General features: G+C 73.8%; 18 protein-coding genes and 1 tRNA gene. 7 read left to right on the top strand and 12 right to left on the bottom strand.

The genetic code is table 11. The features are described from left to right. The first annotated feature begins 69 nt into the window (after positions 1-69). The gene (locus ACFV1L_RS04670) at positions 70-618 is read left to right on the top strand and encodes a MarR family transcriptional regulator (protein ID WP_380362846.1); all 549 of its coding nucleotides are present in this window, start codon (positions 70-72) and stop codon (positions 616-618) included. A 585-nt stretch (positions 619-1,203) separates the two neighbouring features. On the opposite strand, the gene ACFV1L_RS04665 is transcribed toward ACFV1L_RS04670, so the two are convergent. The 4 genes from ACFV1L_RS04665 to ACFV1L_RS04650 all read right to left on the bottom strand — a co-directional run bounded on the left by ACFV1L_RS04665 (position 1,204) and on the right by ACFV1L_RS04650 (position 4,348). Then, positions 1,204-1,764 (bottom strand): hypothetical protein, encoded by a 561-nt coding sequence (locus ACFV1L_RS04665; RefSeq protein ID WP_380362844.1) that lies wholly within the window; start codon positions 1,762-1,764, stop codon positions 1,204-1,206. A 235-nt stretch (positions 1,765-1,999) separates the two neighbouring features. Next, positions 2,000-2,073 (bottom strand) — tRNA-Pro (locus ACFV1L_RS04660). Positions 2,074-2,207: 134 nt separating this feature from the next. Then, positions 2,208-3,446: an MFS transporter gene (locus ACFV1L_RS04655; protein WP_380363129.1), complete on the bottom strand. Its 1,239-nt coding sequence runs from the start codon at positions 3,444-3,446 to the stop codon at positions 2,208-2,210. A gap of 251 nt (positions 3,447-3,697) precedes the next feature. Next, the gene (locus ACFV1L_RS04650) at positions 3,698-4,348 is read right to left on the bottom strand and encodes a TetR/AcrR family transcriptional regulator (protein WP_380362842.1); all 651 of its coding nucleotides are present in this window, start codon (positions 4,346-4,348) and stop codon (positions 3,698-3,700) included. A 269-nt stretch (positions 4,349-4,617) separates the two neighbouring features. Here ACFV1L_RS04650 and ACFV1L_RS04645 point away from each other — a divergent pair, with 269 nt between their 5' ends. After that, a complete protein-coding gene (locus ACFV1L_RS04645) occupies positions 4,618-5,337 on the top strand; it encodes an SDR family oxidoreductase (protein WP_380362840.1) in 720 nt (239 codons plus the stop codon). A 154-nt stretch (positions 5,338-5,491) separates the two neighbouring features. Here the strand turns inward: ACFV1L_RS04645 and ACFV1L_RS04640 are convergent, their stop codons facing one another. Next, entirely contained in the window at positions 5,492-6,106 is a 615-nt protein-coding gene (locus ACFV1L_RS04640; protein ID WP_380362838.1) for a YbhB/YbcL family Raf kinase inhibitor-like protein, read from the bottom strand. A gap of 141 nt (positions 6,107-6,247) precedes the next feature. On the opposite strand from ACFV1L_RS04640, the gene ACFV1L_RS04635 reads away from it, so the two are divergent. Together ACFV1L_RS04635 and ACFV1L_RS04630 are read left to right on the top strand one after the other, a co-directional pair. Then, entirely contained in the window at positions 6,248-7,186 is a 939-nt protein-coding gene (locus ACFV1L_RS04635) for a helix-turn-helix domain-containing protein (RefSeq protein ID WP_380362837.1), read from the top strand. A gap of 56 nt (positions 7,187-7,242) precedes the next feature. Beyond that, complete coding sequence (locus tag ACFV1L_RS04630) at positions 7,243-7,674, top strand: very short patch repair endonuclease (protein WP_380362835.1); 432 nt, start codon at positions 7,243-7,245, stop codon at positions 7,672-7,674. 60 nt (positions 7,675-7,734) lie between these two features. Here ACFV1L_RS04630 and fusA read toward each other — a convergent pair whose 3' ends face one another. From fusA to ACFV1L_RS04600, 6 genes are all read right to left on the bottom strand, one after another. After that, on the bottom strand, positions 7,735-9,831 hold the full coding sequence (fusA, locus tag ACFV1L_RS04625) for an elongation factor G (RefSeq protein ID WP_380362833.1): 2,097 nt from the start codon (positions 9,829-9,831) through the stop codon (positions 7,735-7,737). 505 nt (positions 9,832-10,336) lie between these two features. After that, the gene (locus ACFV1L_RS04620; protein ID WP_380362831.1) at positions 10,337-10,741 is read right to left on the bottom strand and encodes a hypothetical protein; all 405 of its coding nucleotides are present in this window, start codon (positions 10,739-10,741) and stop codon (positions 10,337-10,339) included. A gap of 121 nt (positions 10,742-10,862) precedes the next feature. Beyond that, a complete protein-coding gene (locus ACFV1L_RS04615) occupies positions 10,863-11,765 on the bottom strand; it encodes a VC0807 family protein (protein ID WP_380362829.1) in 903 nt (300 codons plus the stop codon). Then, entirely contained in the window at positions 11,762-13,366 is a 1,605-nt protein-coding gene (locus ACFV1L_RS04610; protein WP_380362827.1) for a DUF1684 domain-containing protein, read from the bottom strand. Before ACFV1L_RS04610 ends, ACFV1L_RS04615 begins: the two co-directional genes overlap by 4 nt. Before the next feature lie 164 nt (positions 13,367-13,530). Continuing rightward, on the bottom strand, positions 13,531-14,394 hold the full coding sequence (locus tag ACFV1L_RS04605; protein WP_380362825.1) for an acyl-CoA thioesterase: 864 nt from the start codon (positions 14,392-14,394) through the stop codon (positions 13,531-13,533). Positions 14,395-14,631: 237 nt separating this feature from the next. After that, complete coding sequence (locus tag ACFV1L_RS04600; protein ID WP_380362823.1) at positions 14,632-15,318, bottom strand: alpha-ketoglutarate-dependent dioxygenase AlkB family protein; 687 nt, start codon at positions 15,316-15,318, stop codon at positions 14,632-14,634. 161 nt (positions 15,319-15,479) lie between these two features. Here ACFV1L_RS04600 and ACFV1L_RS04595 point away from each other — a divergent pair, with 161 nt between their 5' ends. Beyond that, a complete protein-coding gene (locus ACFV1L_RS04595; protein WP_380362821.1) occupies positions 15,480-16,280 on the top strand; it encodes an MBL fold metallo-hydrolase in 801 nt (266 codons plus the stop codon). Between the two features lie 172 nt (positions 16,281-16,452). Here ACFV1L_RS04595 and ACFV1L_RS04590 read toward each other — a convergent pair whose 3' ends face one another. Then, entirely contained in the window at positions 16,453-17,238 is a 786-nt protein-coding gene (locus ACFV1L_RS04590) for a transglycosylase family protein (protein WP_380362820.1), read from the bottom strand. A gap of 630 nt (positions 17,239-17,868) precedes the next feature. Here ACFV1L_RS04590 and ACFV1L_RS04585 point away from each other — a divergent pair. Both ACFV1L_RS04585 and ACFV1L_RS04580 read left to right on the top strand, forming a co-directional pair. Further along, positions 17,869-18,705 (top strand): hypothetical protein, encoded by an 837-nt coding sequence (locus ACFV1L_RS04585; RefSeq protein ID WP_380362818.1) that lies wholly within the window; start codon positions 17,869-17,871, stop codon positions 18,703-18,705. A gap of 14 nt (positions 18,706-18,719) precedes the next feature. Then, on the top strand, positions 18,720-19,352 hold the full coding sequence (locus ACFV1L_RS04580; protein WP_380362816.1) for a hypothetical protein: 633 nt from the start codon (positions 18,720-18,722) through the stop codon (positions 19,350-19,352). The last annotated feature ends 46 nt before the right edge of the window (positions 19,353-19,398 follow it).

Raw genomic sequence — 19,398 nt, 5'->3', positions numbered from 1 at the left:
CCGGGTCACTTTACACAGTCGCTGCGCCACGCAGTGACTGCGTGAGCGGGAAGAGTGGAGAGGCGACCAATGACTGCACGTCCCACGAGAGGCGGCGGCACGGACCCGACGGCCGACCCGGCCCCGGACTCCCCCGGCCCGGAGCCCACCCGGGAGGAACTGGTGGCGTGGGTCGCCGCGCTCGGCAACCGGCGGCACGCCGTCTGGGTGCGCTACCAGCAGGCGCTCGCCACCGGCCTCGGCCTCGGCCTGACCGACGTCCAGTGCCTGCGCTCGCTGGCCCAGCAGCGCGGCGAACTCACCACCCGGCAGATCGCCGACCTGACCGGCCTCACCACGGGCTCGGCGACCCGGCTCGTCGACCGCCTCGAACAGGCCCGGCTGGTCGCCCGTCGCCGCGACACCGCCGACCGCCGCCTCGTCCACGTCCGGCTCACCCTCGAACGGCGGCCGGACGTCGCCGCCGCCTGGGAGCAGGCCGAACAGGCGCAGGCCGAACTCATCGCCTCCTACGACGACGCCCAGCTCGCCGTCATCGGCAGCTACCTCAGCCGAGCCGCCGACATCGCCGAAGGACAGATCGAGGGCCTCCTGCGCCTCACCCCGCCCGTCGACTGAACCGCGCCCGCCCCGGAACGGCGGCGACGCCCACGGCTGCCGCACCGGCCAGTGAGCCGTGCGGTGACCTCCGTGCCCCGCCCCGCCCTGCCCTGCCCTGCTCTGCCCTGCCCTGCCGAGCCGCCGACTCGGCACGGGCGGGCGGCTTCGGGCCTTTCAGCGCCCCGTCCCTGACGGATGCTCAGCAAGCGGTGACCGAGCCGTTGCCGCCGGTGCGGGGTCCCGGCCTTGGAACGGTGCAAGCCTGCTGGCGCGGGACTACCAGCACAAGACCGTCCACGCCGAAGCGGTGAGCAGGGTCGCCGCGACCCGCCCGCGGCTGCCCGCCTCTCCGGCCCCGCGGCCCCTGCGAGAGCGAAGCAGCCCGCTTTCCCGGCGCTTTTTCGGACGGCGAGCGGGGCTGCGGCCGGGGCGGTGCCCTCGACACGGGGGCGGGTCTCGGCCGCGGTTGCTCCGCGACGGTCGCAGGACCAGGTCGGATCGGCGGCCCGGTCCGGTGCCCGGCCGAACCGGACGACCCGCCGGACCGGCTGGAGGGCGCCGGTCGTTGCCCCTGCCGGCCCTCGGCGGCCAGCGGTCGGTGCGCTACGGCAGCCCGCTCCTCCCGCCGACCGCACGCGCCGGCGCTGCGGCCCGGGCGGCGCGGGCGAGGTGACGGGCGATCAGTTCGGCCAGTTCGGGGCCGTGTTCGTAGGCGAGGGGTGCCAACTCGGGTGGGAGCGTGAAGCCTTCGGGGAGGCGGTCGTAGGCGGTGGTGAGCTGGTGGCGGTAGGCGTCGTCCAGGCGGCCGGGCCAGTCGCCGGTCAGGGGCGGGCGCAGACGGGATTCGGCGGCGAGCGCCCGGTGCTGGACGAGCGCTTCCTCGACGGCTTCCTGCTTCGTCCGGTCCGCGATGGGCGCGCGGTCGGGACGCCAGGGGGCGAGCCGGTCGGCGGACCTGCCGGACAGGATGGCGGCGGCGAGTTCCTGGGCGATCCTCGACCACGTGGTGGGGCACGCCTTCCAGGGTGATCCCCCAGTAATAGCCGCGCTCGGCAAGGATGTTGCCGACCATCGCGGGAACGGTGCGTCGATGGCGGCGGTCCTGCGGACGGCCAGTTCGTGCTGACGTCGGCCGCGGTGCTCGGCGAACCGCCGCACGTACATCTTCGGCACCGTGTTGGACCCCGGGTTCTCCCGGCTTCGCGCGCCGCCTTCTTCCCCGACGAGGCTCGGCCCCATTGCCCTCCCGGCTGTGCCCGGCCGACACCGCGGTCCCCGGCTGGCCCCTGGCAAGATCGCCCGAAGCATGGCAGGGGCAGGTGGCGGCATCAAGAGGCGGACAGCGGAAAAGGCCGCTGATCTGGGATTTCTCCCGATCAACGGCCTTCCGACATCACTGTCGGGACGACAGGATTTGAACCTGCGACCCCTTGACCCCCAGTCAAGTGCGCTACCAAGCTGCGCCACGTCCCGTGGTCGTCTGCCGAGTTGCCCGGCGGGCTTCTTGGCCTTCTGACCTTGTCTCCGGTGTCCCGGCGACGTGGAAAACAATACAGCACGTCGGGGGGTGCTCGCTGCCAGGTTTCGGGGGGTGTGGCGGGGGCGGGTCAGGGGGTGGGGTGGCGGGCGTCGTAGCGGAGGAAGGCGGGGCGGCGGGCGGCGAGGAGGAGGACGGCGGCGACGCAGGCGAGGCCGCCGGTGAGGATGGAGACGGTGGGGGTGGTGAGGGTGGCGACGGTGCCGGATTCGAAGTCGCCGAGGCGGGGCCCGCCGGCGACCACGACGATGAAGATGCCTTGGAGGCGGCCCCGCATCTCGTCCGGGGCGGCGACCTGCATCATCGTGTTGCGGAAGATCATCGAGACGGTGTCGGCGCAGCCGGCCGCGGCGAGCAGGAGCAGTCCGAGCGGCAGGTTGTGGACGAGTCCGAACGCGGCGATGGCGAGGCCCCATGCGGCGACGGAGGCGAGGACGGCAACGCCGTGCCGGTGGATGCGGCCGATCCAGCCGGAGAAGAGTCCGCCGGCCAGGGCGCCGACGGCGGGGGCGGCGACCAGGAGGCCGACGGTGCCCGGTCCGCCTCCGTAGAAGGCGACGGCGATGGCGGGGAAGAGGGCGCGCGGGAGGCCGAAGATCATCGCGGCGAGGTCGGCGAGGAAGGACGTCCGCAGGTTGGGCTGGTCGCGCAGGAAGCGCAGGCCGTCCAGGACGGTGGCGCGCTTGCCGCCGACGCTCTGCGGGCGCATCGCGGGCAGTCGCCACATCGCGTAGAGGGTGGCGGTGAAGGCGACGGTGTCGACCAGGTACGCGGCTTGGGCGCCGTACGCGGCGATGGCGATGCCGCCGAGCATCGGTCCGACGGTCTGGCCGAGGTTCATGCCGATGGTGTTGAGGGCGTTGGCGGCGGTCAACTGCTCGCGCGGGACGAGTCGGGGGATCATCGAGGACCGGGCGGGCGAGCTGACGGCGAAGAAGCCGCCCTGGAGTGCGACGGCCGCGTAGAGCAGGGCGACGGTGTCGAGGTGCAGCAGGGCCTGGACGGCGAGCAGGGCGGAGACGGCGGCGAGTCCGCCGGAGCCGATCAGTCCGAGGCGGCGGCGGTCGACCCGGTCGGCGATCGCGCCGCCGTACAGGCCGAAGGCGATCAGGGGGAAGAGGGAGCAGAGTCCGACCAGGCCGGTGGCGAAGGTGGAGCCGGTGAGGTCGTAGACCTGGACGGAGACGGCGACGGCGGTCATCTGCTGGCCGATCGCGGACACGGACTGTCCGAACCAGAGCCGCCGGTAGTCCGGGCTGTGGCGCAGCGGCGTGAGGTCGGCGAAGGCGCCGCGGGTCAGCCGGCGCAGCCGGGACGCGGGGGCGGGGGCGGGTATCGGCGGGCGGGAGGGTGAGTCGGTGGGCACCCCGCCATGGTCGGTCAGCTCCCCGACGGGCCCGCGGCCGGGTCCCGCACCACCCCGCTCCGCGGCCGATCATCAGCTCCCGTCCACCCTCGCGTCCAGCGACCACGACCGAGGGCCACGACCGAGGGCCCCGCCCGGCGATCGCGTTCCGGCGATCATGTCCGGAGATCAGGTCCGGCGATCAGGTCCGGCGATCACATCCGGGGGGCGTCTCCGGAGGGTGCGGCGGGCGGCTGCAGCAGTGTCCGCGTCAGGAGTTCCGCGAGGTCGTCGTCCAGCGGGTCGCGGGTGCCGAGCAGTCGGTACCAGAGGGCTCCGAAGGCGAGGTCGACGGCGGTGGGGGTGGTGAGGTGGGGGGCGAGCAGTCCGGCGGTGCGGGCGCGGTCGACGAGGGTGCCGAGGGCTTCGCGGCGCGGGTGCAGGAGGGTCTGGCGGAAGCGGTCGCCGAACGCGGGGTCGACCTGCGCCTCGGCCATCAGCGCGCGGAGGGCGTCGGTGGTGGGCGGGGTGGCGGCGGCGAACGTGGCGGCGAGGAAGGTCCGCAGGTCGGCGGCGTGGTCGCCGGTGTCGGGCAGTGCGATGTGCTGCCGGGCATGGACGGTGACGGCTTCGAGCAGGACGTCCGCCTTGCCAGGCCACCAGCGGTAGACGGTCTGCTTGCCGGTGCCGGCGCGGGCGGCGATGCCTTCGACGGTGAGGCGCGCGTAGCCGACCTCGCCGAGCAGTTCGATCGCGGCGGTCAGGATCGCCTGCCGGCTCTCCTCGCTGCGACGTCGGCCCGGACGTCCGGGAGTTGATGTTCCGTCAGGTGCTCTGCCGGCGGCAGATTCTGCTTGCTCGATCACGGGCAGCACGCTACCTTAATTCGAGACGAGACGTCGCGGTTCGAAATAGCCGGACGGCCGGCACCGCACCACATCGGGAGCGCACTCCGCCGGAACCGACTTCGGCCGAACCGCGAGACCGAGCCACGGACCGAACTGCGAGAGCCGGATCACGAGAGCCGAACCGCGAGAGTCGGTTCACGTAAGCAGGCCCGAGGAGCAGCGCATGGACGGGTGCAGGGACCGACCCGGGAACCGACACAGGAACTGGCACAGGGGAGATGGCACGCATGAGTGAGCGCACTGCACTGGTGGTCGGCGGCACCTCGGGCATCGGGCTGGCCACCGCGCGCCGGCTGCACGCTCAGGGTGCGGCGGTGCACGTGGTGGGCCGCAGCAAGGAGCGCCTGGAGGCGCTCGCGGTGAGCGACCCCGAGTTGGTCGGGCACCGCGCGGACGGCGGGGACCGCGAGCAGATCGCCGAAGTCCTGGGCACCATCGGGACGTTGGACTGGCTGGTGGTCGCGCTCAGCGGCGCCGAGGGAGCGGGCCCGTTCGCCGAGCTCGACCTGGTCGCCCTGCGCGGCGCGTTCGAGGCCAAGTTCTGGGGGCAGTTGACGACCGTCCAGGCCGCGCTGCCACACCTGGCCGAGGACGGGTCGATCACCCTGGTCACGGCCATCTCCGCGCGGACGGCCCTGCCGGGCACCGCCGGCCTGGCAGCCGTCAACGGCGCGCTGGAGTCGATGATCCGGCCGCTCGCGGTCGAGCTCGCCCCGCGCCGGGTCAACGCGGTCTCCCCCGGCCTGGTCGCCACCCCGTGGTGGGACGGTCTGCCGCAAGACGCCCGGGAGGCCTACTTCGCGCACGCCGCGGCCCAGTTGCCGGTCCGGCGGATCGCGGACGCGGAGGACGTCGCGGAGGCGGTGGCCCTGGCCGCCACCAACCGCAACCTGACCGGCACCGTGCTGGAGTCGGACGGCGGACTCCACCTGATCACCTTGAACTGACCGCCAGCGGCACGCGCAACAGTGAACCGACCGCAGCAGGCACCACGGTGAACCGACCGCGGCACGCACCGCGGTGAACCGACCGCTCCCCCACCGCAGTCCGGCCCGCAGGCAATCAACTCGCGTGCGGACCGGCCGCATTGATCGGGGACGGCTACCGCGCGGCCACCGCCGTCACCTGCGCGTAGGCCAGGACGTGGCCGCTCATCGTGAACGCGGTGACGGCGGGCGGCGTTTCGGCCGGCAGGGCCAGGCTCGGCGTGTCCAGCGCGTAGACGGTGATCCGGTAGCGGTGCGGGCGGTCGCCGACCGGCGGGCAGGGGCCCAGGTAGCCGCGCAGGCCGGCGTCGTCCGTCCCGGAGACCGTGCCGGGCGGCGGGGTGTCGCCGAGTGCGGTGGTGGTGGCCGGCAGGTCCCAACTCAGCCAGTGCCAGAAGCCGGAGCCGGTCGGGGCGTCCAGGTCGAACATGGTGACGGCGAAGCTGCGGGTGCCTTCGGGGGCGCCGTGCCACTCCAGGTGGAGCGGGCGGTTGCCGCCGTCGCAGCCGAACGCGTTCGCCCAATTCGATTGCGGGAAGCCGCCGTTCACCAGGTCGGGACTGGTGACGGCGAAGCGCTTCGCGTCGACCGGAATACCGGAGCGGACCGATGTGCGACCGAACTCGCGGACCGACGAGCGAACTTGGGCGCTCGAATCGGCGGCGCCCAGCAGGGTGAGGGCGGTGGCGGAGGCCAGCAGCAGCGCGGTGGTGCGGGACGGGCGTGGCAACGGGATCTCTCCTCAGGTCGGTTTCGTCTCACCAACCCTCGTCCTCGTCGGAGGAGTTGGGGAGCCACGCCGCATGGTGGCATCCGGCGTACCAGGATCGCCGCTGGACGGCCCGCTGCGCCCGCGACCATCATCGACACCATGACCGGCACGCCGCACCGCGCACCTCACCCCGAACCCCGTCGCCCGCCCCAACAGGCCGAGCTGGCAGCCTTCCTGCGTGCCAAGCGCACCCGCCTGCAGCCCGAGGACGTCGGTCTCCCCCGCGGCCCGCGCCGCCGCACGCCGGGGCTGCGCCGCCAGGAGGTGGCCCAGCTGGCCGCCGTCAGCGTCGAGTGGTACGTCCGCCTGGAACAGGGGCGGGTCGGCACCCCGGGGGCGGCCGTCCTGGACGCGCTCGCGGAAGCCCTGCGGCTGACCCCGGACGAGGGCCGGCACCTGCACCTGCTGGCCCGCCCCGAGAGCCGGCACGAAGGCCGCCGCGAGACGTTCGACGACCCCGGCGGCTCCGGGCGCGTCACTCCGGTCCGCGGCTCGCTGCTCCAACTCCTGGACGGAATACCGTTGTTCCCGGCCTACCTGACCGACCACCGGCTGGACGTGCTGGCCCACAACCCGGCGGCGCGCGCCCTGTTCGGGCCGGGCTTCGGCACCGGACGGGCCGACAACACGGCGCGCATGCTGTTCCTGGACCCGGCGTCCCGCGCCGGTCAGCTCGACTGGCAGCGGGTCGCCCGCGAGACCGTCGGCCACCTGAGGGCCGGGCACGCCCGTCACCCCGGTGATCCCCGACTGGCCGCGCTGGTCGCCGAACTGAGCAGCCACAGCCCAGAGTTCGACGCCTGGTGGAACGACCACACCGTCCTCGAACGCAGCGCCGGCAGCAAGCGCGTCCGCCACCCCGAGGCCGGCGAGCTCCGCCTCCATTACGACATCCTGTCCACCGGCCCCGCCTCCGACCACCTGCTGTTCACCGTCACCCCGGCCGACCGGGCCACCGAACACGCCCTCCGCCGCCTGGTCACCGCCCACACCGGCCGCACCGCGGGCACGGTCGTCCATCCGATCACCGCCGCGTGAGCCACCCCGCGGCCGGGGTTTCGACCGCTGTCCGAGGGCCGGCGGATACTGGCGGTATGTCGCCCACCGCGTCCTCGCCGTCCGTCGCCGCCCGGATGAGCCGGCAGTCCTCCCGGGACACCGCCCAGGAACTCGCGGTCCGACGGCTGCTGTACGCCGCGGGCCTGCGCTACCGGGTCAACGCGCGCGTTCCCGGCATGCCGCGGCGCACGGTCGACATCCTGTTCCTCGGTCCGCGCGTCGCGGTCTTCCTCGACGGCTGCTTCTGGCACGGCTGCCCCGAGCACGCCACCAGCCCCAAGGCCAACGCCGACTGGTGGCGCAGCAAGCTCGACCGCAACATCTCCCGCGACCGCGAGACCACCGACCACCTCACCGCCGAGGGCTGGACCGTCCTCCGCTTCTGGGAGCACCAGTCCCCCGAGGACATCGCCCGCACCATCCACGACCTGGTCCGCGCCCGCCGTGCCCGCGCGTCCCGCCCCTAGCTCGGCCGCCAAGTGAGCGGCCCCGCCCGCGAGTTGCGGGTGGGGCCGCCGGTCGGGCCGTTACTGCCGGTGCGGGGCCGGGGCGTAGCCGGCCGGGCGGGTGGTGAAGGTGCCACGGCCCTGGGTGCGGCCGCGGAGGGCGCCCGCGTAGCCGAAGAGTTCGGCGAGCGGGACGGTCGCGGTCAGGACCGTGCCGTGGGCGCCTCGCGGTTCGGAGCCGTGCACCCGGCCGCGCCGGGCGGACAGGTCGCCGAGGACGCCGCCGACGCCGTCCGGCGGGACGGTGACGGTGACGGTGACCACGGGCTCCAGCAGCACCGGGTCGCCGCGCCGCAGCGCCTCGCGCAGGGCGAGCCGTCCCGCGGTGCGGAAGGCCAGGTCGGAGGAGTCCTTGACGTGGGTCGCCCCGTCGGTGAGGGTGACCCGGACCCCGGTGACCGGGTGGCCGAGCGGGCCGTCCGCGAGGGCGTCCCGGCAGCCCGCCGCGACGGCCTGCACGAACTCCTGCGGGACCCGCCCGCCGGTGACGGTGGAGCGGAACTCGAAGCCGTCCGTGCCGGGTTCGCCGAGCGGTTCGACGTCGATCACGATGTGCGCGAACTGCCCCGTGCCGCCGTCCTGTTTGACGTGCCGCAGAACGAGGCCGGCGACCGGCCGGGACAGCGTCTCCCGGTAGGCGACCTGCGGCCGCCCGACGGTGACCTCCAGCCCGGAGCGGCGCAGCGTCTCCACCGCGACCTCCAGGTGCAGTTCGCCCAGCCCGGACAGCACCCGCTGCCCGCTCTCCGGATCGGTGCCGACCACCAGGGACGGGTCCTCCTCGGCGAGCCGGAACAGCGCCGCCGCCAACCGGTCGGTGTCCACCGAGCGGCGGGCCTCGACGGCGACGGTCACCACCGGGTCGGCGGCGACGGCCGGCTCCAGCACCAGCGGGGCGTCGGGCGTGCACAGCGTGCTGCCCGCGCGGGCGGCCTTGGGCCCGATGACGGCGACGATGTCGCCGGCCACCGCCGTGTCGGTCTCGGTGTGCCGGTCGGCCTGCACCCGGAGGATGCGCCCGATCCGCTCGGTGCGCCCGGTGCGTGCGTCGAGCACGGTGTCCCCCTTCCGCAGGGTGCCGGAGTAGATCCGCAGGCTGCTGAGCCGTCCGGTGGTGTTCGCGTTCACCTTGAACACCAGGGCGGCCAGCGGTTGTCGGGCGTCGGCGGGACGTTCCTGGACGGTGCCCTGCCAGTCGCCGCGCACCGGCGGGACGTCCAGCGGCGAGGGCAGGTACGCCGTCACCGCGTCGAGCAGCGGTTCGATCCCCCGGTTGCGGTACGCGGAGCCGCACAGCACCACCACCGCCTGTCCGTCGGCGGTGAGTTGACGCAGCGTGCCGGCGAGCGTGTCGGCGCCCAGGGTGCCGGTGGCGCAGTACTCGTCCAGCGCCGCCGGGTGCAGTTCGGCCACCGCCTCCGCCAGCGCCTGTCGTCGGCGTTCCGCCTCTTCGGCCAACTCGGCCGGGACGTCGCCGACTTGAACGCCATCGGGGCCGTCGTCACCGTCCGGCCAGGTGAGCGCGCGCAGTCGGAGCAGATCGACCACGCCGGTGAAGCCGCCCTCCCGGCCGATCGGCAACTGCACGGCCAGCGGCACCGGGTGGAGCCGCTCCCGGATCGAGGCGACCGCGCCGTCCAGGTCCGCGCCGGGCCGGTCCATCTTGTTGACGAACGCGATTCGCGGCACGCCGTGCCGGTCGGCCTGCCGCCACACCGATTCGCTCTGCGGTTCGACGCCCGCCACGGCGTCGAACACCGCCACCGCGCCGTCCAGCACGCGCAGCGCACGTTCCACCTCGTCGGCGAAGTCCACGTGCCCGGGCGTGTCGATCAGGTTCAGCCGGTGCCCGGCCCAGTCGCAACCGACCGCGGCGGCGAAGATGGTGATGCCGCGGTCGCGCTCCTGCGGGTGGCAGTCGGTGACGGTGGTGCCGTCGTGCACCTCCCCGCGCCGGTGGGTCTCGCCGGCCAGGAACAGGATGCGTTCGGTGACGGTGGTCTTGCCAGCGTCGACGTGGGCGAGGATGCCGAGGTTGCGGACCGCGGCGGCCGCCGGAACGGTGACGGTGCGGGTGCTGGTGCTGGTGCTGGTGGTGGTGGAGAGGTCGGTGCGCATGGCCCCGTGCCTTTCGGAGGTCGGTCCTGGATTGGGCAGCGCAATTCACGGCACCACGAGCGGCAGCAGTCGCACAGCACCCGACCCGACTCCGATCAGCACTTCACGGCGGTGCAGCACCTGCGGAGGCGACCACGAGACGGTCGCGAAGACTGCCCCGAAGACGGCCGCGAAGACAGTCTCGGCAGCGCCGACGGGTCCCTCAACGGGGCCTTCACAGCAGGGGGTTGGGTGGGAGCTCGAAGGGCCTTACCGGCACCGGCCGCGCAGCGGGCGCCGGCCTGCCCAGGACACCAGGATCACCTCGAACCGCGACGGGGGAACGACAGCAGCGGTGCTACGCACGGCCGGCCCCTCCCTCTCCACGTCACGGTGCACCCCGGCCGGCCGTCCGGCCCGGGCGTCTTGCAGCGAGGCGAGTCTAGGGACACGCGCCCCTCGCCGTCACCGGGATTTCCGCCGCCTCCCGACAAGAGGCAAATTGACGAGTCACATTGACGGGCCGTCAGTCCCAGACGATCGAGCGGATCGCCATGCCGTCCGGGACCGGCGGGACGTCCCGGTACTCGTCCACCAGGCCGTTCAGCACGCCGTCGGACTCCCAGCCCGCCGTCCACGACTCGCAGGTCTCGGCGTCCGCACTGGTGCACACCGCGACGGCCTCCGCGAGCAGTTCCTCCAACTCCAGTGTCTCCGGGTGGAGTTGGACCCGCACCCAGGCCACCTCGGGCCGATCCGCGATCCGGTCCAGGGCGGCGGCCAGCTCGGCCAGCGGCGGACGGCCGTAACCCCACTGGTTCGGCGCCAACGAGTCCTCGACGGTGTTGCCCGCGAAGAAGTCGGCCAGGGACACCAGCGGCAGCACGCCCTCCGGGCCGGCCCGCTCGATCACGTCCTCGACGGCTATCACGTCACCGATCCTTCCCCTCGCCACTGACACCGACCGTGCCCACCACCGCCCACACCCGCCTGCGGCGGCCCCGCTGCCCCGCAACGGAACCACCGCACCACGGCCTCCCCCGTGCCCGGCCTCAGACGAGCAGACCGTTCCGCTTCACGTACCAGGTGTGGAAGCCGATCATCGAGCCCAGCACGGCCAGCCACTGCAGCGAGTTGACCAACGGCACCGCACCGAGCGGAAGGGTCAGCGCGAAGCCGACCCGGATCAGGGCGTCCAAGGCGAACCCGACACCCCAGACCAGCGTCAGCAGGCGGATGTGGCGGCGGAACACCGGGTCGTCGTCCCACTGCCCGATCCACGCGTCCGCGCCCGCCGGGCCGATCTTCGCGGCGACCACCGTCCGGGCCGCGCCGAGCATGAACGGACGGCGGGTCAGCAGACTGCCGAGGATCCACAGGCCGATCACCCCGAACACCCAACTGTCGCGCACCATCAGCACCCTCGGGCTGCCCGTCACCGCCGACAGCAGCGCGCCGACGGCGATCAGCAGCAGCGTGAACACCGGCATCACGTCCAGTCGGCGGTGGCGCACCAGGCCGTACAGCAGCCACGGCAGTGCGGCCAGGCTGCTCAACGTGATCGCCGCCCACTGGCCGGCACCGAAGCCGAGCAGCGCGTAGTACGCGCCCAGCGGGACCGCCAACTCGAAGACCACCGCCTTGGCGGCCTGCCGACGCCCGCGCGCGACCCGCTGCGCCGGCGTCGAGTCGTCCCCCGCCAGTGCCGCCCAGTCCACCTGCCCGTCCGCCGTTCGCGGCGGCTCCGCCGCAGCCACGGCACCGACCGCAGCCACGGTGCCGGCCGCTCCCACCGGGCCGGCCGTACTCGCCGGGCCGGCCGTACTCGCCGAGCTGCCTGTGCCCGCAGCCGCAGCCGCTCCGGCGGTCACGTCCGCCCCCGCCAGGTCCGTCGCCATCGCGTTCTCCCCCGTCACGTTCTTCGCCCCCACCGATTCCGCCCCCTGCTCGTTCATGCGTCCTCCCCCGGGATCCGGTGCGCTTCCATGCAGACCTCCGCGGGGCGCACCGCCCGGTCGAACAGGTCGGCCAACTCCTTTGCGCTGGCGGCCACGTCCATCTGCGGGTCGCGCAGGACGCGGACCAGGACCGCGTCGATCGCCCCCCGGATCGCCGTCACCAGCACCCGGGCGTCGAACGCCCCGTACTCGCCGTCCGCCTGCGCGGCGCGGACCAGCTGCTCCTGAAAATCCATCACCGCCCGGCGGCCCGCCGCGAACTGGCCCTCCGCGTCGTCGCCCTGGCCGTTCAGGATCTCCACCAGCGCCGCCAGCTCTCGCGGATGCGCGGCCGCCAGCTCGACGTTGGACTCGATGTACGCCCGCAGGCGCGCCCGCGGCCCGGTCTCCGCCTCGATCCGCGGCAGCATGTACGCCTCGGAGACCCGCATCACCTCCGCGATCACCTCGCGCAGCAGGTCGTCCTTGCCCTTGAAGTGGTACGAGATCATCCCGGTACTGCTCAGCCCCGCGTGCTTGGCGATCCGCGCGAACGAGGCCTTGGCGTACCCCGCCTCGGCGATCACTTCGATGGCCGCCTCGACGATCTGCCGACGCCGCGCCGATTCCGTGAACGTGCGCCCCACCGGAGCACCCCTCTCTGCTCGCCCGAGCCATCCCTTGCTTGCCCGAGCAAGAAGGTAGCGCTGTTTGCTCGAACGAGCAAGAAGTCGTGCGGGCAAGCAGACGGGCCCGCGGCGACCCCCCGCGGGCCGGGACATTACCCGGCCCAGAGCCCCCCCGGGGTGGAGGGGCCCCCCAAAAACCCCACCGACGCCGACCACGTGCCGTTCGCCCGCCTCGACGGGGACGGTGAGCCGGTTGCCGGGCGGCGGGAACGGGCAGATGAAGTGGTCGGAGAACGCGCACGGCGGCAGGAACGCCCGGTTGAAGTCCAGCACGGTGTTCCCGTCCGCGTCCGGCGCGGGCAGCGTGATGAAGCGGAACCGGTAGGTCTCCCGGCCGCTGGTCTCGTCCGCGACGACGCCGCTGAGCGGGCCGCCGGAGCCGCTGACGGTCAGCGTGTGGGGGCGGCCGGCCAGGGTGAAGGCGACCTGGCCGGTGACGGTCAGCGGACGGGCCCGGCCGTCGGCGTTCTCCACCAGCACGTCCTGCGCGCCCTTGTCGAACGGGGTGAACACGGCGGGCACCGCCCACTCGGGCGCGTACGGATAGACCGAGATCCCGGCGAACGCGGCGCGTCGCGGTGCGGCCGGGTCGAAGACGCGCAGCGCGAGTTCGCCCTCGCGCTCGATCGGCACCAGGCGCATGCCGTTCAGCACCGCGATCTGCGCGGCCGCGTCGGTGTCGGGGCGCAGCGCGACCCGACCGGTGGCCTCCCGCTGCTCGCCTTCCAGCCGGACGCCGTCCCCGGTGACGAGTTCGGCGCACACGGTGCCGCTCTCGGCCCACCAGCGGCCGGGCAGGCCGGGCAGTTCGGCCGGTTCGGGCTCCAGCCAGTGGGTGCCGGTCAGCGCGAGTGGGCCGTGCGGGGCGCTCACCGCCGCGTTCCGGGACTCGGTCCAGTGCTGCCACGCCTCGGCTGCGGTGTCGGTCATCGGACTGCCTCCCAAGTGGGGCTCTGGTTCGGGGCTCTGGTTCGGGGGTTCTGCTTCGGGGGTTCTGCTTCGATCGGGTTCGGGGGTTCCGCTTCGATCGCTCGACGGGCCGGGCCGGCGAGGGGCCGGCCGGTGCGGGTCGGCGCCGCGTCCGGCCGTGCGGGTCAGCGCCCGGCGAGCGGGCGGAACAGGCCTTCCTGCATGACGGAGACCACCAACTGCCCCGCCCGGTCGTAGATTTCGCCACGGGCCAGGCCCCGCGCCCCGTGCGCGATGGGCGATTCCTGCCGGTACAGCAGCCAGTCGTCGGCGCGGAACGGGCGGTGGAACCACATCGCGTGGTCGAGCGAGGCCATGTCGAAGTTCCGTTCGCCCCACAGGGGTTCGACGGGGGCGCGGACGGCGTCCAGCAGCGTCATGTCGCTGGCGTAGGTGAGCGCGCAGACGTGGATCAGCGGGTCGTCGGGCAGCGGGCCGTTGGTCTTCAGCCAGACGCCGCTGCGCGCCTCGACGCCCTCGAGTTCCTCGCGGCTCCACTTCAGCCGGTCGACGTACCGGATGTCGAAGGGCTGGCGGCGGCTGATGAACGGCGGCAGTTCGCCGAGCCGTCCGCCGACCTCGTCCAGGGCGCTCGGCAGGTCCTCGGGGGCGGGGACGTCCGGCATCGGGAACTGGTGCTCGATGCCTCCGGGTTCGGGCTTGTGGAAGTCCGCGGTCAGCGCGAAGATCGACCGCCCGTCCTGGATGCCCAGCACCCGGCGGGTGGTGAAGGACCGTCCGTCCCGGATCCGGTCCACCTGATAGACGATCGGCACCCCGGGGAGACCGGGGCGCAGGAAGTACGCGTGCAGCGAGTGCACCGGCCGGTCCTCGTCCACCGTGCGGCCCGCGGCGACCAGCGCCTGGCCGGCGACCTGCCCGCCGAAGGTGCGCTGGAGCGCCTCCTCGGGGCTGCGGCCGCGGAAGATGTTCAGCTCGATCCGCTCCAGGTCGAGCAGGTCGACGAGCTGGTCGACGGGGGTTCCCATGTCTCGCTCCCTCTCCGGGCGTCCGGGCGGGGCAGGGTGTACCGCCGGACGCCGTGTTCCGTCCAGCACAAGTCTCCGCGCCCGCCGGGAATTCCCGCCCTCCGGCACGCGGCGCACCCGCCGTCCCGGGGCCGACAGCCGGACGGCCCGTCCCACCCGGAGGCCGCACCGTCCCGGGGCCGACGCCGGCCGCCCGCCCGCCCGGAGGCCACGCCGTCGCGGTCACGACGGCCGCCGTCACTCCAGGCCGGACTGGCGCACCGTGATGTTCAGCCGCCCCACCAGCCCGAGGTCGGGGTCGGCCGTGCCCGGCAGCGTCCGCACCACCCCGTGGTACGCGAACCGCATCGGGCCGCCGAACACCAGCAGGTCGCCGCTGCGCAGCTCCAGGTCCGTCCACGGGCGGGTGCGGGTCTCGGTGTTGCCGAGCCGGAACACGCAGCTGTCGCCCAGCGACAGCGACACCACGGGCGCGTTCACCCGTTCGTCGCGGTCCTTGTGCAGGCCCATCTTCGCGCCGTGCGGGTAGTGGTTGACCAGCGCCACGTCCGGCGCGAAACCGGCCGCGCCCGCGATCTCGCCGGCGCCGTCGCCGTACGCCTCCTCGACCGCGCGCCGGGCCAGGGTGCCGAGCCCCGGCGGGAACGGCTTCACCGGCGCACCGTCGCCGTCCAGCACGGTGCGCGCGTAGCCGTACGGGTACCAGTGCCAGCCCAGGCACACCGTCCGCACCGACATCACCCCGCCGGTCGGCAGCGTCACCGTCCGCATCCCCGCCGGCGGCCGCGCCCACTCCCGGCACTCCGCCACCAGCTCCCGCTGCTCCGCCGCCCCCAGCCACCCGGGCACCAGCACCACTCCGGGCGCCGGCTCCTCCCGACCACGCCCGAACAGCTCCTCGGAGAACACCCCGCCACCGCTCACCCCTCCATGCTCCCACCGCCGCCCGTTCCCCCTCCCGGGCCCGCCGGCCGCCGCCCCACACCTCGCCCCCGCCCCTTCGCGTCTCGGCTTCCCGCATGCGCCCGCCCCCGTCCCGTCGGACCCTGGGGGAAGGGGTGTTGCCGGTTGGCGGAGGAGGCGCGATGCATCCGCTGGAGTTCCGGGTGGTGGATCTTCCCGAGGAGTCGTTCTGCCAGGTGGCGTTGCTCGCGCTGGGGCAGCATCGGGCGGTGCTGGTGGGTACGGGGCTGCGGGTGTCGGACGGGCGGCGGCTGGCGCGGGAGGTGGCGTCCTCGGGGCGGCGGCTGAGCACCGTGCTGGTGCCGGACTTCGCGCCGGAGTTCTGGCTCGCGGCGGAGGTCCTGTGCGACGAGTTCCCGGAGGTCCGGTTCGTCGGGCCCGCTCCGGTGCTGGCCCGGATCGAGCGTGATCACGCGGCGGTGCGCGCGGAGTGGTCGGGTCTCGGGTCGGAACTGCCGTCCCGGCTGGTCGCCCTGGAGCCGCTGGACGAGGACGCGGTGGACCTGGAGGGCCACCGGCTGGAGTTGCGCGGGGCGTCGCTCGGCCTGCCGGACCGGCACTACGTGTGGGAGCACCGCAGCCGGACGCTGTTCGGCGGGCCGCTGCTCTGGTTGAACGTCCATCCGCGGATCGCCGACTCCCCGACTGCGGCCGAGCGCGTCGCCTGGGTCGACCTGCTGGACGAGGTCGCCGGGCTCGATCCGCAGTTCACCGTCCCGGGTCACCGCCGGCTCGCCGCACCGGCCCCGGACCACGCCGACCCGGTCGCCTGGACCCGGGACTACCTGCGCGCCTTCGAGACCGAGCTCGGCAAGCCGGTCGAGCCGGAGGACGTGGAGGCCGCCCTGCTGCGCCGTTTCCCGTCGGCGGCGCTGCCGGCCACCGTCACGGCCAGCGTCCGCACGGCCCTGGCCCACCCCTGACCCGAACACCCGAACACCCGAACACCCGGCCCCCGGCCTCCGGCCCGGAACGGCGGAAGCCGCCACCCCGGCGAGGGGGTGGCGGCTTCACGCCGACAGGGTGGGATCAGGGGATCCCGGAGGAAGCGGGTGCTTCCGGGGGGTGCCAGACCGTGGGGTCTCGGACAGGGTCTCAGACGGAGAGGACCTGGCCGGGGTAGATCAGGTCCGGGTTGCCGCCGACGACACCGGTGTTGTTGTTGTACAGGGTGTGCCAGTCGACGCCCAGGCCGGCGGCGATCTTCGACAGGGTGTCACCGGACTTGACGGTGTAGCTGCCCTTGGCGGTGTTGGCCGCGGAGTTGTTCTTCCAGGTCTGCTTCGGGGCGTCCTGCTTGGCCGAGGAGGTGGTCTCCTTGGTCGCGGCCTTGGGGGCCTGCGCGCGGGACTCGGAGCGGGAGGCCTTGGCCGAGTTGTCCGTGGCGGTGCTGTTCGACTTCGCGGAGTCGGACTTCGCGGTGTTCGACGAGGTCGACTTCGAGGACGAGGTCGAGGAGGAGCCGGCGGAGGTGTCGACCTGGGCCGGGGTGCCGCCCTTGGTCAGGCCGGCCTTGACGGAGCACACCGGCCAGGCGCCGGGGCCCTGGGAGGCGAGCACCTTCTCGGCGACGGCGATCTGCTGCGCCTTGGTGGCCAGGTTGGCCTGCGCGGCGTACGCGGTGCCACCGAAGGCGGCCCAGGTGGAGGAGGTGAACTGCAGGCCGCCGTAGAAGCCGTTGCCGGTGTTGATGGACCAGTTGCCGCCGGACTCGCACTGGGCGACCTTGTCCCAGGTCGCGACGTCGGCGGCGGAGGCCGAGGTGGCCGTGACGAGGCCGGCCACCGGGACGGCGAGCAGGGCGCCGCCGACGACAGCCGCGCGGACGCGGTTGCGCTTGGAGGCGGTGGTGGCAGCGGCGGTCTCGTTACGGAAAGTCATGAGATTCCTCTCGACGTTCCCGGGATGGGCAGGCGGAACCAGGCCCTGGAAGGGCCGTGTTCGCTCGCCAAGTCCGGTGGGCGGCCGTGCACGTGTCGGACGTGCCGCTGCCGCCCCGGCCACCTGTCCGCATCCCCGGCGGCGGCTGGCTGCCGTCGCGCCGGTGGGCGCAGGGTCCGGGTCCGGGGTGAGCCGGGCGGACCGTGCGTCGGGGGTGAACCCGGGAGGTGCTCGTTGCACCGGCCATGAACCTACGAGCCGCCGGGCGGGGCGCCAAACAGTTTCGGGTTGTCCCAGGTCAGCCGGGGGTTACCGGGAGTATCGATCAAGTAAGAGAAGGATAAATGTCCCATTCGCCCCATTTTCCCAAGATCAAACCTTATGGGGATATGGCCCCGGTCACTCTTTGGCCGGTGTGAGGTCGGGCACAGCGTCGACAAATAGCGACGCTCCGTGCACACAGGGCAGTCAGAAGCCGCGCAAATACCGTCGTCCGGCCGGTCACCCGTGACCCCGGCCACAACCTCCCGTTGGTAATGGCGATCGGCGCGCCCCGCGCCGCGCGCCCGGAGGGTCCCCGCCGGGCGCACCCAGAACGTCAGGGCGAAACGAGGAGTCTTTGTGCCGCGCATGCTTGAGGTGAGCGAGGACGTACGCGCCGAGATCGGCGACGACGAGGCCGAGAGCCTGCTGGCGGGAGCGCACGCCCCGGACGCGTACGACTGCACCTCGTGCCGACAACCGGGCGATTCGCTGCGCGAGCCCACCAGCACGGTGCTGTTCGTCGGCGACGAGACGGCGGTGCTGGCGTTCGCGCACGCCCGCTGCATCCCGTCCCAGGTGGTGGCGGTGGACGAGCAGCAGCTGCGCGGCGCCGTCGCCTCGATCAACCGGGGCGGTGCCGCGGCCCCCGCGCCCGAGCCGCCCGCGCCGGTGCCCGCGGCGCCGGTGAGCATCCCGGAGCCGATCGCGCCCGCGCCGGCCGGCCGGCCGCAGCCCGCCGTGCTGGGCGTGACCTGCGGCATCGTGCTGTGCGGCGACACCCAGCAGGCCGCGCTTGTGGTCGAGCCGACCGGCCCGGTCGGGCGGCCGGGCAGCACCACCGGCGAGGACCAGTTCCTGTCGCTGCTGACCGAGCACGGCTTCCAGCTCGTCCACGACGTCAACCTGACGCCGGCCCGGCCGCGGGCCGGCTGGTCGGTGCTGATGGCGATGGGGCAGCTGCACGCGATCCTGCAGCCGTCGGCGACCGGCGGTTCGGCCGCCTGGTGGCAGGCCCACCAGCCGCTGCAGGTCACCCCGTCGTGGCGGGCCGCGGCGGCCCGCAAGTCCGAGATGGTCATGTACGCGGTGCCGGCCGGCACGGTCGGCCGCCAGCCCCGCGAGGACCTGCTGCGCCAGGCGCTGGACCGGGCCGCCGCCCGCGGTCTGCTCGCCGCCGGCGTCCTGCCGCTGGCCGGCACCTGAGCGGGGGCGCGCCGATGACCGACCCCGTGAACGACCCGGCCGCCACCGGATCCTCCGACGCCGCGTCAACCCCCGCCGTCCGGGCGGAGGTTGAGGAGGGACGGGGCGGCGGGCGGGCCATAGGACTGGGGGCGGCGCCCCCGCATCCCAAGCCGGTCTCGCTCGTTGGCTCCTACGTGTACAGCTACGACCTCGCCTCCCCCGGCCGTCCCCACTCCTCCGCCGCCAACCGGTCGATCCCCGGCATGCGCCCGTCGTACGACGCGGAGCACCCGGCGTCGGCCACGCCGATCTACGACTCGCTGTACTCCGAGTACCGGCGGATGTTCCGGGCGCTGCCGGGCGACCGTTCCGGCGAGGAGGGGCTGAGGTTCACCGGCTTCGCGGTGCGCGACCAGCAGCCGCGGGAGGCGGCGGAGCGGCGCGAGCCGCCGGGGTACCCGCAGCAGCCGTCGTTCGAACCGTACGCGGGGCAGTCGGCGGGCGGCGCGCCGCAGTTCGTGCCCGGGCAGCCGTCGGGTGCGCAGGCGAACGGGCAGGGCTGGGTGGCGTCCGGCTACCTCGGGCCGGCGCCGCAGCCGGGCGCGGGCCAGGCGGGCGGGCGGCACCGCTCGGTGCTGTCGCTGCCGCCCGGCCGGGACGCCTGACCGGACCGGAGAACGGCCGTGGGCCGCGGACACCAGCGGGTGTCCG

This window comes from Kitasatospora sp. NPDC059646 (assembly GCF_042734615.1).
Lineage (GTDB): Bacteria > Actinomycetota > Actinomycetes > Streptomycetales > Streptomycetaceae > Kitasatospora.
Note: the sequence above shows the minus strand (reverse complement) of the source record. Positions and strands in the feature narration are given on the sequence as shown.

What these genes read in the sequence shown, in the direction of transcription:
- ACFV1L_RS04670 (WP_380362846.1), top strand. Translation starts at nt 70, where the DNA reads ATGACTGCACGTCCCACGAGAGGCGGCGGCACGGACCCGACGGCCGAC.
- ACFV1L_RS04665 (WP_380362844.1), bottom strand. Translation starts at nt 1,764, where the DNA reads ATGTACGTGCGGCGGTTCGCCGAGCACCGCGGCCGACGTCAGCACGAA.
- ACFV1L_RS04645 (WP_380362840.1), top strand. Translation starts at nt 4,618, where the DNA reads ATGAGTGAGCGCACTGCACTGGTGGTCGGCGGCACCTCGGGCATCGGG.
- ACFV1L_RS04635 (WP_380362837.1), top strand. Translation starts at nt 6,248, where the DNA reads ATGACCGGCACGCCGCACCGCGCACCTCACCCCGAACCCCGTCGCCCG.
- ACFV1L_RS04630 (WP_380362835.1), top strand. Translation starts at nt 7,243, where the DNA reads ATGTCGCCCACCGCGTCCTCGCCGTCCGTCGCCGCCCGGATGAGCCGG.
- fusA (WP_380362833.1), bottom strand. Translation starts at nt 9,831, where the DNA reads ATGCGCACCGACCTCTCCACCACCACCAGCACCAGCACCAGCACCCGC.
- ACFV1L_RS04615 (WP_380362829.1), bottom strand. Translation starts at nt 11,765, where the DNA reads ATGAACGAGCAGGGGGCGGAATCGGTGGGGGCGAAGAACGTGACGGGG.
- ACFV1L_RS04610 (WP_380362827.1), bottom strand. Translation starts at nt 13,366, where the DNA reads ATGACCGACACCGCAGCCGAGGCGTGGCAGCACTGGACCGAGTCCCGG.
- ACFV1L_RS04605 (WP_380362825.1), bottom strand. Translation starts at nt 14,394, where the DNA reads ATGGGAACCCCCGTCGACCAGCTCGTCGACCTGCTCGACCTGGAGCGG.
- ACFV1L_RS04595 (WP_380362821.1), top strand. Translation starts at nt 15,480, where the DNA reads ATGCATCCGCTGGAGTTCCGGGTGGTGGATCTTCCCGAGGAGTCGTTC.
- ACFV1L_RS04590 (WP_380362820.1), bottom strand. Translation starts at nt 17,238, where the DNA reads ATGACTTTCCGTAACGAGACCGCCGCTGCCACCACCGCCTCCAAGCGC.
- ACFV1L_RS04585 (WP_380362818.1), top strand. Translation starts at nt 17,869, where the DNA reads ATGCTTGAGGTGAGCGAGGACGTACGCGCCGAGATCGGCGACGACGAG.
- ACFV1L_RS04580 (WP_380362816.1), top strand. Translation starts at nt 18,720, where the DNA reads ATGACCGACCCCGTGAACGACCCGGCCGCCACCGGATCCTCCGACGCC.